Source organism: Streptomyces gobiensis (assembly GCF_021216675.1).
GTDB lineage: Bacteria > Actinomycetota > Actinomycetes > Streptomycetales > Streptomycetaceae > Streptomyces > Streptomyces gobiensis.
The window spans coordinates 2,943,048-2,956,404 of sequence record NZ_CP086120.1; the positions used below are offsets into that span (position 1 = coordinate 2,943,048).

General features: G+C 67.8%; 13 protein-coding genes. 7 read left to right on the forward strand and 6 right to left on the reverse strand.

Annotated features, from left to right (window positions below; genetic code table 11):
* Positions 1 to 126: 126 nt before the first annotated feature.
* Positions 127 to 2,244 (forward strand): ATP-binding SpoIIE family protein phosphatase, encoded by a 2,118-nt coding sequence (locus tag test1122_RS13635; RefSeq protein WP_232269445.1) that lies wholly within the window; start codon positions 127 to 129, stop codon positions 2,242 to 2,244.
* Positions 2,245 to 2,263: 19 nt separating this feature from the next.
* Here the strand turns inward: test1122_RS13635 and metG are convergent, their stop codons facing one another.
* Together metG and test1122_RS13645 are read right to left on the reverse strand one after the other, a co-directional pair.
* The gene (gene metG, locus test1122_RS13640) at positions 2,264 to 3,976 is read right to left on the reverse strand and encodes a methionine--tRNA ligase (RefSeq protein ID WP_232269446.1); all 1,713 of its coding nucleotides are present in this window, start codon (positions 3,974 to 3,976) and stop codon (positions 2,264 to 2,266) included.
* A 98-nt stretch (positions 3,977 to 4,074) separates the two neighbouring features.
* Positions 4,075 to 5,316 carry a VWA domain-containing protein gene (locus test1122_RS13645; protein WP_232269447.1) on the reverse strand — a complete coding sequence of 414 codons (1,242 nt, stop codon included), beginning with the start codon at positions 5,314 to 5,316 and terminating at the stop codon, positions 4,075 to 4,077.
* A 117-nt stretch (positions 5,317 to 5,433) separates the two neighbouring features.
* Between test1122_RS13645 and test1122_RS13650 the strand changes: the two genes are divergently transcribed.
* A complete protein-coding gene (locus tag test1122_RS13650; RefSeq protein WP_232269448.1) occupies positions 5,434 to 6,495 on the forward strand; it encodes an ABC transporter permease in 1,062 nt (353 codons plus the stop codon).
* A 40-nt stretch (positions 6,496 to 6,535) separates the two neighbouring features.
* On the opposite strand, the gene test1122_RS13655 is transcribed toward test1122_RS13650, so the two are convergent.
* On the reverse strand, positions 6,536 to 6,739 hold the full coding sequence (locus test1122_RS13655; RefSeq protein WP_010986199.1) for a cold-shock protein: 204 nt from the start codon (positions 6,737 to 6,739) through the stop codon (positions 6,536 to 6,538).
* 274 nt (positions 6,740 to 7,013) lie between these two features.
* Here test1122_RS13655 and test1122_RS13660 point away from each other — a divergent pair, with 274 nt between their 5' ends.
* The 3 genes from test1122_RS13660 to test1122_RS13670 all read left to right on the forward strand — a co-directional run bounded on the left by test1122_RS13660 (position 7,014) and on the right by test1122_RS13670 (position 9,240).
* Complete coding sequence (locus tag test1122_RS13660) at positions 7,014 to 7,313, forward strand: SCO5918 family protein (protein WP_232269449.1); 300 nt, start codon at positions 7,014 to 7,016, stop codon at positions 7,311 to 7,313.
* 61 nt (positions 7,314 to 7,374) lie between these two features.
* Positions 7,375 to 7,830 carry a tellurite resistance TerB family protein gene (locus tag test1122_RS13665; protein WP_232269450.1) on the forward strand — a complete coding sequence of 152 codons (456 nt, stop codon included), beginning with the start codon at positions 7,375 to 7,377 and terminating at the stop codon, positions 7,828 to 7,830.
* A 111-nt stretch (positions 7,831 to 7,941) separates the two neighbouring features.
* Complete coding sequence (locus test1122_RS13670; RefSeq protein WP_232269451.1) at positions 7,942 to 9,240, forward strand: glycosyltransferase family 87 protein; 1,299 nt, start codon at positions 7,942 to 7,944, stop codon at positions 9,238 to 9,240.
* A 175-nt stretch (positions 9,241 to 9,415) separates the two neighbouring features.
* On the opposite strand, the gene test1122_RS13675 is transcribed toward test1122_RS13670, so the two are convergent.
* The gene (locus test1122_RS13675; protein WP_232269452.1) at positions 9,416 to 9,781 is read right to left on the reverse strand and encodes a PH domain-containing protein; all 366 of its coding nucleotides are present in this window, start codon (positions 9,779 to 9,781) and stop codon (positions 9,416 to 9,418) included.
* Between the two features lie 202 nt (positions 9,782 to 9,983).
* Here test1122_RS13675 and test1122_RS13680 point away from each other — a divergent pair, with 202 nt between their 5' ends.
* Positions 9,984 to 10,634 carry an LmeA family phospholipid-binding protein gene (locus tag test1122_RS13680; RefSeq protein ID WP_232269453.1) on the forward strand — a complete coding sequence of 217 codons (651 nt, stop codon included), beginning with the start codon at positions 9,984 to 9,986 and terminating at the stop codon, positions 10,632 to 10,634.
* Positions 10,631 to 10,894: a hypothetical protein gene (locus test1122_RS13685; protein ID WP_232269454.1), complete on the forward strand. Its 264-nt coding sequence runs from the start codon at positions 10,631 to 10,633 to the stop codon at positions 10,892 to 10,894. Before test1122_RS13680 ends, test1122_RS13685 begins: the two co-directional genes overlap by 4 nt.
* A gap of 392 nt (positions 10,895 to 11,286) precedes the next feature.
* Here the strand turns inward: test1122_RS13685 and test1122_RS13690 are convergent, their stop codons facing one another.
* Positions 11,287 to 12,243, reverse strand: a complete 957-nt coding sequence (locus test1122_RS13690; protein WP_232269455.1) for a ribose-phosphate diphosphokinase — start codon at positions 12,241 to 12,243, stop codon at positions 11,287 to 11,289.
* Positions 12,240 to 13,325, reverse strand: a complete 1,086-nt coding sequence (locus tag test1122_RS13695) for an alkene reductase (protein WP_232269456.1) — start codon at positions 13,323 to 13,325, stop codon at positions 12,240 to 12,242. The genes test1122_RS13690 and test1122_RS13695 overlap by 4 nt, the downstream gene beginning before the upstream one ends.
* Positions 13,326 to 13,357 lie beyond the last annotated feature (32 nt).

Below are 13,357 nucleotides of genomic sequence, written 5' to 3' on the forward strand. Positions count from 1 at the left end.
GCTGTGCCTACTGGCGGGCCTCTCAGCCTACCGTCCAGGCCCAAGGCGTACGCCGTGGCTCAGCCCCGCACTCCGAGCCCGCACTCCGGCCAGCCCCGTCGCCGGGTTCCTCATAGAGTGGTGCATATGCGCACCGAGGATGTCCTGGCGGCCACCGGGACCGGCATATGGCGCTGGAACAACGCCTCCGGCCAGGTCACCCTGGACGCGAAGGCGGCGGAACTGCTTGGCCTGCCGCCCGAGCGGATCACCGCCACCGAGTCCGCCGTGCGCGCACGCTTCCACGTTGTCGACTTTGTTGAGCTCGGCGGCATCGTCACCCTCGCCGTCGCCGAGGGCCGGATCGCCGAGGCCCGGCTCCGGGTGGTGGCCGGGGACGGCACGGCGCTACGGACCGTACGCGTCCGGCTGCACCCGCACCCCAACGGTGACAGCGACCACGTACCGGGCTCGCCCTACGTACTGGTCGGCACGGTCTCCGAGGTGCCCGAGCCGTCCCCGGCGCAGACCCCGGTCACCGGGGACTGGCGGCGGTCCCGGGAGGCCTTTCTGCTGGACGCCGGGCGGGCGCTGGCCGAGGCGCGGTCGACCGCCGAGGTGCTGCGGGTCGCCGCGACGCTCTCCATGCCCGGTTTCTCCCCTGCCGGTCTCGCCGTCTTCGGGCTGGAGGGCGACCGGCTGTCGGTGATCGGCCACCATGGGCATGAGCCCGGCTCCGAGGATCCGTTTCTCGATATGCCGCTGCACACCTCGTATCCGGCCGCTGATGTGGTGCGGACCGGACGGGCGATCTACCTCACCAGCCCGGAGGAGTACCAGCGCCGCTACCCGGCCACCTGGTCGCTGGCCGAGCCGTTCGGCCGCCAGTCCTGGGCCTTTCTGCCGTTGATCGTCGCGGGCCGCACCATTGGCGCCTGGATGGCGTCGTTCGGCTATCGGGTCGCCTTCACCCCGGATGAGCGATCCGTGCTGACCACGGTGGCGCGGATGCTCGCGCAGGCGCTGTCCCGGGCGTATCTCCATGAGTCCGAGCGTGAGCTGACCGAGGGGTTGCAGCGCACCATGCGGCCCGCCCACAAGCCGGATATCAAGGGCTTGTCGATCGCCGCGCGCTATATCCCGACCGGCGGCGGGCTCCAGGTCGGCGGCGACTGGTATGACGTCATCCCGCTGCCGTCGGGGCGTACGGCCCTGGTCATCGGTGATGTACAGGGCCACGATGTACGAGCCGCCGGGATCATGGCGCAGCTGCGGATCGCGCTGCGGGCGTACGCGGCCGAGGGACACCGGCCGGACGCGGTGCTCTCCCGGGCCTCCCGCTTCCTGGCCGGGATGGGCGCCGCATCGGTCAGCGATCCCGACGGGGACCCGGACTGCAGCGATGAGCGCTTCGCGACCTGCCTCTATATCGAGGCCGACCCGGTCACCGGCACGCTCGATATCGCCCGCGCGGGACACCACGACCCCGCGACACGGCTGGCCGACGGCACACTGCTGGTCCGCCCCACGGCGGGCGGGCTGCCGCTGGGCATCGAAACGGACGACGACTATCCGACCACCCGGCTGGTGCTTGAGCCCGGCGAGACGCTGCTGGCCTGCACGGACGGGTTGATCGAGACCGGTGGCCATGACGTCGAGACCGGCTGGGCCCGGATCCGCGAGGTGTTCGGGGCACGGCCGGAGGCGAAGGTCGAAGAGCTGGCCGACGCGCTGGTACAGGCCGTCCATGGGCCGCCCTCGCACCATATGACCGGGCCGCTCGCCGACCGCCGTGAGGACGACATCGCGCTGCTGCTGCTGAGCCGCGACACCGGGCTCTTGGCGGAGACCATCACCGCGCGGCGTACGGTCTCCACGATCGCGCAGGCCGACGCCGCACGGATCGCGGAGGCCCGGCACCAGTTGCAGGAGCTGCTGTACGACTGGATGGTCGAGGACCAGGTGGACGGGGCGGTGCTGATGCTCTCGGAGATGCTGACGAACGTCCTGGTGCACACGGAGGGCGACGCGCTGATGGTCGCCGAGATCACGGGCGACCGTGGGGCCCGCCGGCTCCGGGTGGATGTCGCCGACAAGAGCGATGAGCTGCCCCACCGGCGCCACCCCGGCGAGCTGGCCTCCTCCGGACGCGGCCTGATCCTGATGGATCTGCTGGCCGGTGCGTGGGGCGTGGACCCGAGGGGTGAGGGCAAGTCGATCTGGTTCGAGATCCGGGAGGACTCACCCCCACCGGTCTGGGGCTAGTGCGCTCTAGTGTGCTCGGTTACGCGCCCTCGCCGCCGAAGCGCTCGCGATAGGACTCGAGGTCTTCCTCGGTGATCTTCGCAAAGAGCACCGGCGGCACCGTAAAGGCCGTACCCGCCGGGACGGAGTCCAGCGCGCGGGCCTCATCGGATGTCACCCACGCCCTGTCATCACCGGCCAGCGCGAACGCGGCGCGCATCGCCCTCGCCGATGTCGGAATGAACGGCTCGGAGATCACCGAGTACAGATGGATCAGGTTCATTGCCGTACGGAGCGTCAGCGCCGCCGCGTCCTGATCCGTCTTGATCTCCAGCCAGGGCGCCTTCTCCTCCAGATACGCGTTGCCCGCGCTCCACAGCGACCGCAGCGACTGCGCCGCCTTGCGGAACTGCAGGGTGTCCATGTGCTGCTCGTACTCCGCGAGCAGCTGAGCGATCTCCTCGCCCAGCTTCCGCTCGGCCTCCCCGGCCGCCGCGCCCGCCGGGACAGCGTCGCCGAACCGCTTACGGGAGAAGGTCAGCACCCGGTTCACAAAGTTGCCGAGGGTGTCGGCCAGGTCCTTGTTCACCGACGCGGAGAACAGCTCCCAGGTGAAGCTGGTGTCATCCGACTCCGGCGCGTGCGCCATAAGGAAGTAACGCCAGTAGTCGGCGGGCAGCAGCTCCAGCGCGGCGTCGGTGAAGATGCCGCGCTTCTGGGAGGTGGAGAACTTGCCGCCGTAGTAGTTGAGCCAGTTGAAGGCCTTGACGTAGTCGACCTTCTTCCAGGGGTTACGGGTGCCGAGCTGAGTGGCCGGGAACATCACCGTGTGGAACGGGACATTGTCCTTCGCCATGAACTCGGTGTAGTAGACGTCATCCGCCTCGTACCACCAGGACTCCCAGTCACGGTTCGCCGGGTCCTGGTCGGACCACTCCTTGGTGGCGCCGATGTACTCGATCGGGGCGTCGAACCACACGTAGAAGACCTTGCCCTCGGCCGCCAGCTCCGGCCAGGTGTCGGCCGGAACCGGCACGCCCCAGTCCAGATCACGGGTGATGGAGCGGTCCTGCAACCCCTCGGTCAGCCACTTGCGAGCGATGGAGGAGGCGAGCGTCGGCCACTCCTGGCCGACCGCGTCGATCCACGCCTCGACCTCATTGGCCAGCTTCGACTGGAGGAGGAAGAGATGCTTGGTCTCCCGGACCTCCAGCTCGCTGCTGCCGCTGATCGCCGAGCGGGCGTCGATCAGGTCGGTCGGATCCAGCACCCGGGTGCAGTTCTCGCACTGGTCGCCGCGCGCCTTGTCGTAGCCGCAGTGCGGACAGGTACCGACGATGTAGCGGTCCGGCAGGAAGCGGCCATCCGTCAGCGAATACACCTGACGGATGGCACGCTCCTCGATGAAGCCGTTCTCGTTCAGGCTGCGGGCGATGCGCTGGGTGATCTCGACGTTCTGCTCCGAGGAGCTTCGGCCGAAATAGTCGAAGGCCAGGCTGAAGCCGTCGTAGATCGCCTTCTGCGCGTCATGCTGCTGGGCGCAGAACTCCGACACCGGCAGCCCGGCCTCCTTGGCGGCCAGCTCGGCGGGGGTGCCGTGCTCGTCAGTGGCACAGATGTACAGCACGTCATGGCCGCGCTGACGCATATAGCGGGCATAGACATCGGCCGGGAGCATGGACCCCACCATGTTGCCCAGGTGCTTGATCCCGTTGATGTAGGGAAGGGCGCTTGTGATGAGGTGTCGAGCCATTGCGGCTGCTCCCAAGTCGTTACTGTGCGTGACTATATGCTCCGATGAGCCGCCAAATATCGTATCCGAGCCCCGGCCACCACCCGCCCGGAGTTTCCTCAGCGAACGATGCCCGCTTCCCGGGCCGCTGCCAGCCACCGTGGGAATTCCTCGGTCAGTCCCTCATACAGATCGGCGTCCGTAAGCTCGCGCGGTTCCAGTCCGGCGTGGAAGAAGCCCGCGTTGTCAATGGTCCGCTTCTCCGGGACCGGCAGTCCACTGTCCAGCTTCCGCAGAAAGTTCAGCCCTGCGGATTTGGGGTCGCCAAAGCCGATGAACTGCCAGAAGAGCGGCTTGTCCGCGGCCTCGCAGAGCGCCCGCTCGGCGGCGGCCTTGCTGGTGGGAGCGCCGTCCGTCTGGAAGATCACCAGGGCCGGGTCGGTCGCGCCGGACTTCTCGTAGTGCTCGACGACAGCCTCGATGGCGCAGTGGTAGCTCGTACGGCCCATATGCCCGTAGGTGTCGTGCAGCTCCCCGATACGGCCGGCGTAATGGGTGAGAGAGATGTCGGCGGTGCCATCGATATCGGTCGAGAAGAACACAACGGGGACGATGCCGTCGTCATCGAGGTTCGCGGACAGGCCCAGCACCTGCTCGGCGAGGTGCTGGACGGTGCCGTCCTTGTAATAGCGCCGCATCGACCCGGAGCGGTCCAGCACGAGGTAGACGGCCGCCCGCTGCCCGGACAGCCCATGCTTCTCCAGCGACACGGCGGCCGCCTTGTACAGGCCGACCAGCTCGGGCGCCTTCGCTTCCACCGCCGCCAGCCCGGACCCGGCGACGATTTCAGCCTTTGAGCCCGACTCGGCGGTGGTGGGCTCGGGCTCAGCCAGGTCCGTAGCCGCGTCATCGGCTTCCGTTTCCGCTTCCACCGGAGCGGTACGCGACGCGGGTGCGGTCGCTGGCTCCGTCTCCGGCGCAGCGGCGGTCTCGGGCTGCGGCTCCGGGGCGGGCTCGGGCTCAGCCGGGTCTGTAGCGGCGTCATCGGTCTCTGCTCCCGCTGCCGCCGGAGCGGTACGCGACACGGGCGCGCTCTCCGGCCGTGTCGCGGGTGCGGGTCGGGCTTCCGGCTCGGCGGCGGTCTCGGGCTGCGGCTCCGGGGCGGGCTCGGGACTGGGCTCGGGCGTGGTGGCGGCTGCGGGTGCTGGCTCGGCCTTCGGCTCCGTCGCGGACTCCCGCGTGGTCTCGGGCCGGGGCTCCGCCTCGCTCGGGGGCGTCGATTCCGACGATTCCGCCTTATCGACACTCTCCGTCGACTGGGGACGTCCGAACACATTCCGCAGGAGGCTCCGTATGCCCATAGGAGAGGCCTTTCCATTGAGTTGGTGCGGTGGCGGACCGCAAGACTAACGGTCGCTGTCAGCCGTTCGGCCCAGCTATAGGTGCACACCGCTGGCCCGCCCCGAAGGCTGGGGCGCATGGCATCGGCAGCGGCGGGCGGCAAGGGCGGCAAGGACGGCTTCCTCGGTGAGCTGAGGGACGCGGTGTCACTGCGCGCCGCCCTGCTGGTGCTCGGAGTGCTCGCGCTGCAACTGGCCTTCGTCACCTCCTACCTCGGTGCCTTCCACAACCCCACCCCCGACAAGGTCCCCATCGCGGTGGTCGCACCACAGCAGGTGCAGGATGAGTACACGCAGCGCCTCGACACCCTGCCGGGCACCCCGCTCAAGGTGCGCACTGCGACCGACGACGAGGCCGAGGCCGTTCAGCAGATCAAGAACCGGAAGATCGATGGCGCTCTCGTCGTCGATCCAGCCGGTACGACCGACCGGCTGCTGGTGGCCAGCGGCGCGGGTGCCTCTCTCTCCCAAGCCCTGGAACAGGTCATCAGGGCGGTCCAGCAGGCCCAGCAGCGCCTCGTTGAGGTCGAGGATGTGGTCCCGGTCGAGAAGGGGGACGCCCGTGGGCTGTCCTCGTTCTATCTCGTCGTCGGCTGGTCCGTGGGCGGCTATCTGATCGCCGCGATTCTCGCGATGAGCTACGGTGCCCGGCCCATCAACCTCAGCCGGGCACTGATCCGGCTGGGCGCCCTCGCGGTCTACGCCATCGTCGCGGGGCTGGGCGGCGCGCTGATCGCCGGGCCCGTACTGGGCGCGCTGCCCGGTAACCCGCTGGCGCTGTGGGGCCTGGGAGCCCTGATCGTCTTCGCGGTCGGCGCGGCCACCCTCGCCCTGCAGGGTATGGCCGGGGTCATCGGCATCGGCGTGGCGATCCTGCTGGTGGTGGTCCTGGGCAATCCCAGCGCGGGCGGTGCTTACCCCGGCCCGCTGCTCCCGCCCTTCTGGCGGACGATCGGCCCCGCGTTCCCGCCCGGCGCGGGCACCTGGTCGGCCCGCTCCATCGCCTACTTCGACGGCGCGGCCATCACCGGTCCGCTGCTGGTGCTCGCCGCCTGGGCGGTGGCGGGCCTGGCCCTCACCCTGCTCTTCGCGGTGTTGCGCGGCAGGGGGCAGAACGCGGCCGGGGCCCGCACCCCTTAGAGGTGCGGGCCCCAGCTGTCTGGCGCGTTGTCGTCCGCTATCAGGCGGGGACGATGTTCTCGGCCTGCGGGCCCTTCTGGCCCTGCGTGACGTCGAAGGTCACCTTCTGGCCTTCCTGGAGCTCACGGAAGCCCTGGGTGGCGATGTTCGAGTAGTGGGCGAAGACGTCGGCGCCGCCGCCGTCCTGCTCAATGAAGCCGAAACCCTTTTCGGCGTTGAACCACTTCACGGTGCCAGTAGCCATGTTCTATCTCCTTCATGGGGGCAGTGCTGGAGTACGCACCTTGCGAACTCCGCGTCGCCGCAATGACCCCATCCGGAGAAACCGGAAAAAACAAAACGCGCCTGATGCGTCATTCGCTCAGGCGCGCATAAAGTTTATGGGTACCAAAACTGCAACTGGAACCAACCTAGCACACATCTCAGCATCGTCAGTATCGTTGGGAGGGTGACGGACAGCCCTGGCTGTGCGACGCTGGTCACACCGGGCATCACCCCCTTCTCCCCGTAGAGGCACTATGCGCTGCATCATCGCTGGCTATCCCTTTGACCTGACCGCGAGCGAGGTGGAGCACGCGATGAGCGGCACCAAGCCCGAGTCCGTCACCGGCGTCTCCGTACAGATCGGTCGGCGTGCGTACCCCGTCATGCAGGTGGGTGCAGTGATCACCCGACAGGACCGGCGGGACTTCACCGCCTTCGAGGTGACGCGCGCGATGAAGCGGCTGGGCTTCACCTGCAACCCCGCGCCGAGCCCCGCCACGCCCGACCCGCTTTCAGTCAACTCCCTCGGATCGACCGTCCGTTCCCCTTGGTAGCTTCTACGGTGATATAGGCATTGATCACCGACCAAATTGAGCACCGCACCAAGGAGACCCGATGGCCCTCTGGGACCGCATCAAGGAGTCCGCGTCGACGATGCAGACTCAGCTCAACGCGAAGAAGAACGATCTGAAGAGCGGCGGTTTCCGCGATGCGAGCATGGCGATGTGTGCCCTGGTGGCTGCCGCGGACGGCTCCATCGATGCCGCGGAGCGGCAGCGTGTCGCCTCCCTGATCGCCAACAATGAGGTCCTGCAGAACTTCCCCGCCGACGATCTGCAGCGGCTCTTCAACGACTACTGCCAGAAGCTGACCACCGACTTCGACTTCGGCAAGGTCAGCCTGATGCAGACCATCGGCAAGGTGCAGAAGAAGCCGACCGAGGCCCGTGCGGTCATCCAGATCGGCATCGTCATCGGTGGCGCCGACGGCAACTTCGACCAGAGCGAACGGGCCATTGTCCGAGAGGCCTGCTTCGCCTTGGGCATTGAGCCGCGCGAGTTCGACGTCTGAGGCCTGAGCCCCGGTTCCGCCCCTGAGGTCGGGGGCCCAGGCCACCCGTCTGGGCCCAGCCAATTCACGCGTTCGGGGCACGCCCGGGGCCGGTATCGCCTCTTCTCGTATATGGAAGATCGTGGAGAGACGCGCCCCGCTGCTGGTACGGCCCACATCTGGGCGGCGGTCACGGCCTGGTGCCTGACCCGGCTTTGGCTGGTGACGGCGGCGCTGAAGATCAATCCGGTGACCGGCCGGGGGACACTCGACCCTTCGGTCGCAAAGGTCTACCAGGGCTGGTACGAGGTGCTGAGTACCGGCGCCTTCCCGCTGGACGACGTCAGCTGGCAGTACCCGCCGGGCGCCGCCGCCCCGATCATGGCCCCGGCGCTGCTCCCGGGCCTGGACTACGGCCACGCCTTTGTCGTGCTGTGCGCGGTGTGCGACGCGGCGGTGCTGGTGGCACTGGCGCGCAGGGGGGCGCGCCGGGACCGTTCCATGGCCGGTGTCTGGCTGTGGATCGTGGGTCTGGCGGTGCTCAGCACCCTTCCCTGGAACCGCTTCGATCTCTTGGTCACCGCCGTCGCGATAGCCGCCCTGCTCGTCGCCGCCGCCCAACGTCCCTGGGCCGACCACGCCTTTGGCGCCCTCACCGCGGCCGGGGCGATGATCAAGGTGTGGCCGGTGCTGCTTCTCGCGGCCACCACCCGGGGCCGCCGTACCCGTATCGCCTGGTCCGCCGCAGCCCTGGCCATGGCTCTGCTGGCGCTCGGCTTCGCGCTCGCCATGCCGAACGCGTTCGCGTTCCTCACCGCACAGCGCGAACGGGGCATCCAGATTGAGTCAGTGGGCTCCATGCCCTTCCACATCGCCCGCCACTTCGGCTGGAGCGGCACCTGGGCGGCCAAGGACGGCTCGCATGAGTTCGTCGGCCCGTATGTGGAGCTGGCGAGCCGGATCAGCCAGGCGCTGAGCGTGCTGGCCCTGGGTTGGCTGCTGTGGTGGCGTAACCGGTCGTACCGCACGGCGGCTCCCTGGGTTCTGCCCGACGCGGCGCTGACGGCGGTGCTGCTGTTTGTGGTGACCAGCCGGGTGATCAGCCCGCAGTATCTGGTGTGGCTGGTCGGGCTGGCCGCCGTATGTCTGCTGCGGCGGGACACCACTCAACGTCCGGTGGCCTGGCTGCTGCTGGCCGCATGCGTGTTCACCACGCTTGAATTCCCATTGCTGTACCGGGAGTTGCGGGACGACGCCGATCCGCTGGCCATCGCCGTACTGTACGCACGCAATCTGCTCCTGCTGTCCGCAGCCGCCGTGTCCGCCGTACGGCTGTGGCGGGCGACGGTCCGTCATACGGTCGCCGACCCCATGGTGACGCGGAAACTCACCGTCCCCGACCGGCCCTTGCCTGCCGCCCGCCCCCGCTGAGCGCGACGCCGCCCCGGCGAGCCATGGCCCGCCGGGGCCAGCGGACCGCCGCGAAACTCACCGCCGTCGGCCGGATCGCCGTGTGTTCCCCGGCCGAGTGTCCGGAATGCCGCACCCCATCAGCCGCGCCGCAGTAACCACCCACACAACGGGCGTGCTTCCCCGGCCCCGTAGGCTATTTCGTCACGAACTGGGTGAGGATGGCCTGGACTTCGTAGATGTCAACGCCCTTGGTGAAGGTTTTCTCGATGGGGGCGGCGTTGCTGGAGATCCAGATCTTGAGCTCCGCGTCGAGGTCGAATGTACCGGCGGTCTCCACCGCGAAGTGCGTGATGCTCTTGTAGGGAATGGAGTGGTACTCCACCTTCTTGCCTGTTATTCCCTGCTTGTCGACGAGGATGAGCCGACGGTCGGTGAAGAGGATGGTGTCGCGTATTAGCTGGTACGCGGCGTGCACCTGCTCGCCCTGCCCCAGCAGCCGCGCGTAGTCCTGCTGCGCCGCCATCGGATCGACAGTGTGTGCGTTTCCGAACAGCGCCATGATGGCCCCCGCCTATTGAAGTTGCACGATGTTCGCACTGTATACCGGTCAGCAGTGCGGATGCCGCGCGTCGCGCGCAGGAACTCGGCGGCCGGTACTACCAGCCGCTGACCCGATCACGGGCCGCATAGGGTGACCTGTCGGCATCACGACGGTGATACCGACATGGCGTCACACGACCAACTACAGCGGGGAGAACACCATGCGCGCGCTGCGCCGAACCGTCATCACCCTTATCGTCCTGGCCGTGATATTCATCGGGGCGGACAGGCTCGCTCTCTGGTTCGCCGAAGACTTCCTGGCCGGCAAAGTCACCTCCGCCACCGCATCCGCCACCGGTTCCGGAGAGGGAAAGACGCAGGTCGATATCGAGGGCTTTCCGTTTCTCACCCAGGTCCTGGGCAAGGAGCTCCATGAGATCAGGATCTCCGCTGACGACACCGCTCCCGCCAACGGCAGCGGCATCGCGGTACGTGACATCAAGGGCACGGCCCATGGGGTGAAGATCACCGGCGGCTTCTCCGGTGCGGTCGCCGAGCAAGTTGAGGGCACCGCCACCGTCACCTACGCGTCCATCGCCCGTGCCCTGGACGGCGACACCGGGAAGACCGAGATCGCCCCAGTCACCGGCGGCCCGGACCGGATCCGCATTACCCGGGACGGCATGCATGTCATCGCCCGGATCTCCACCGACGGCAACACCATCCGTATCACCCCGGAGACCGAGGGAGCTCCGGAGCAGAACATCTCCCTGACCGGGATCCCCTGGGGCATCACAGCCAAGACCGTGCAGGCCACCGACGACGGAATCAAGGTGTCCTTCGCCGGAAACGGAGTCACCCTCGCCGGGTGAGCCTGAGGAAAGAGCCAGCGGAGTGCCGCAGGAGAGAGATCCCGGACAGCGCATTACTGGAGCGGGGGGCCGGGAAGACGGCGGCGTTCCTGTCGCGGGCGGTCTTCGACAGCATGCTCGGCCTGGGACCGGTGCGGGTGCTGGATCTGCTGGACCAGGCCCTGGCCGAGCAAACCGGTACCGTCTTCCAGGACGCGAATGAACGCCTTCAGCGCGCGGTCAACGTCAGTCAGGAGCGTACGCCTCATGGCGGCCGGTGAAGGCCGCAGTGGAATACGTGGACGTGGTCCCCGAGCCGGTCACCGACGAGCGCCTGACCGCGTGGCTCACCGAGCGGGAGAACAGCTTCCCTGCATGGGCCGGGAAAGCAGGCGAGAGAGTACGAGGGCGAGTTTGGGTACGACACCACCCTCCGACGCGCGATCCGCTAGGCGGGGCCTCCTGAAAATTGTCTGGCCCAGAAGCAACCCTCCGGGCCATTTGCTCGGGCTGTCGTGGAACGGGTGACGGGAATCGAACCGCGCTCTGAGCCTTGAAATCACCCGGGACCTGGCGGGAAATTGGCAGGTCGTGCCGGGCAGCGACTTCATCCTCAGCAGAGACAAGCGGGCCGCCCAGGATCCCCACGTAAGCGGCCCGCTTGTTCGAAGGTTTACCGATCCTGCAGAAGCCGGGTCACAGACCCGTTCTCGAACACCTCCCGTACGGCGCTCGCGATCAGAGGCGCGATCGGCAGGACAGTGACCTTGTCCAAGGCGAGGTCCGCGGGCACTGGCAGGGTGTCGGTGAAGATGAACTCGCTGACCTTCGAGTTCATCAGCCGGTCGCCTGCGGGGCCTGAGAGCACGCCGTGCGTGGCCGCCACGATCACATCCTCCGCCCCCTGAGCGAACAGCGCGTCGGCAGCGGCGCAGATTGTGCCACCTGTGTCGATCATGTCATCGACCAGGACACACACCCGGCCCTGCACCTCACCCACGACCTCGTGCGCTGTGACCTGGTTCGCGACGTCCCTGTCACGCCGCTTGTGCACGATAGCCAGAGGCGCCCCGAGACGGTCACACCAGCCGTCCGCCACCCGCACGCGCCCCGCATCGGGGGAGACGACCGTCAACTTCTTCCGGTCGCCCTTGGCGCCGACGTACTCCGCAAGCACCGGCCTGGCGAACAGATGGTCCACGGGGCCGTCGAAGAAGCCCTGGATCTGGTCGGCGTGCAGGTCGATGGTCAGGATCCGGTCCGCGCCCGCGGTCTTCAGCAGATCGGCCATGAGCCGGGCTGAGATGGGCTCCCGGCCGCTGTGTTTGCGATCCTGCCGGGCGTAGCCGTAGAACGGCACGATGACGGTGATGTTCTGTGCGGAGGCCCGCTTCAGCGCGTCAATCATGACCAGCTGTTCCATGATCGACTTGTTAATGGGGGCTGTGTGGCTCTGCATGAGGAAGCAGTCCGCACCCCGCACTGACGCCTGATAGCGGACGTAGATCTCGCCGTTGGCGAAGTCGATCGCCTTCGTGGGCACCAGCGACGTCCCCAGCTCGTCAGCGACCGCCTCGGCCAGCCGGGGGTGCGCACGCCCGGAGAACAGCAGCATCTGCCTCTCGTTCATGTGACGTCCCCCTGCCGCAGGACCGGGTAGTCGGTGTATCCACGATGGTCGCCACCGTAGAGCGCACTCTCATCGACCGTGTTGTACGGACCGCCGGCACGGATACGGTCCGGCAAGTCCGGATTGGCCAGGAACATGGCGCCGAAGCAGACGGCATCAGCGACCCCGTCATTCAGAGCCTCGGTTGCGGTCTCCGGGCTGACCGGCCCCGCATCGGTGGTGGAGTGTGGGTTGAGAATCAGCTGCCCCTGCCACTGCTCACGCACCGCCAGCGTCTGGGGCCGGTTTGCGGCCTCCATCACATGCAAGAACGCCAGCGGCGGCAGTGCTTGGACCAGCTCGGCGTACAGATGGGCGGTGTCGCTCTCGGCGATGTCGTTGTACGGGTTGGCGGGCGAGATGCGCATCCCGACCCTGTCGGCTCCTATTCGTCCGGCGGTGGCCTCGGCCACTTCGGCCACGAAGCGGGTACGGGCAGCAACGCTGCCGCCGTATGCGTCGGTGCGGTGGTTGGTGTTGTCCGACAGGAACTGATGGAGCAGGAATCCGTTACCGGCGTGCAGCTCAACCCCGTCGAATCCGGCATCGATGGCGTTCTGGGACGCGGCCGCGAAGTCGCGGACGGCCTGGGCGATCTCGTCGGCCGTCAGTTCGTGCGGCACTGGGTAGTCCAACGGGCCGTCGGGGCCGAAGCACTGCCCGGCGGCGGCTATCGGGGAGGGTGCGACCGAATGGTGCGCGCTGGGATACAGCGAGGGATGGCCGATGCGCCCGGAGTGCATCAGCTGAGCCACGATCCGGCCGTCGGCCCGGTGCACGGCTTCGGTGACGGGCTGCCAGGAAGCGACCTGCTCGTCAGTGTGCAGCCCTGGGGTATTGAGGAACCCCTGGCCGACGGTGCTGGGCTGGATGCCTTCGGTAATGATGAGGCCGGCGCTGGCACGCTGGGCGTAGTAGGTGGCCATCAGCTCAGTGGCCCGGCCGTCGGCGGTGGCCCGGTTCCGCGTCATGGGGGCCATGACCATGCGGTTGTTCAGGGCCAGTTTGCCCAGGGTGACCGGTTCGAACAGCGTCTTGGACATGCTTCTCCTGCTAGGGATCGTTGAAGTGAAGT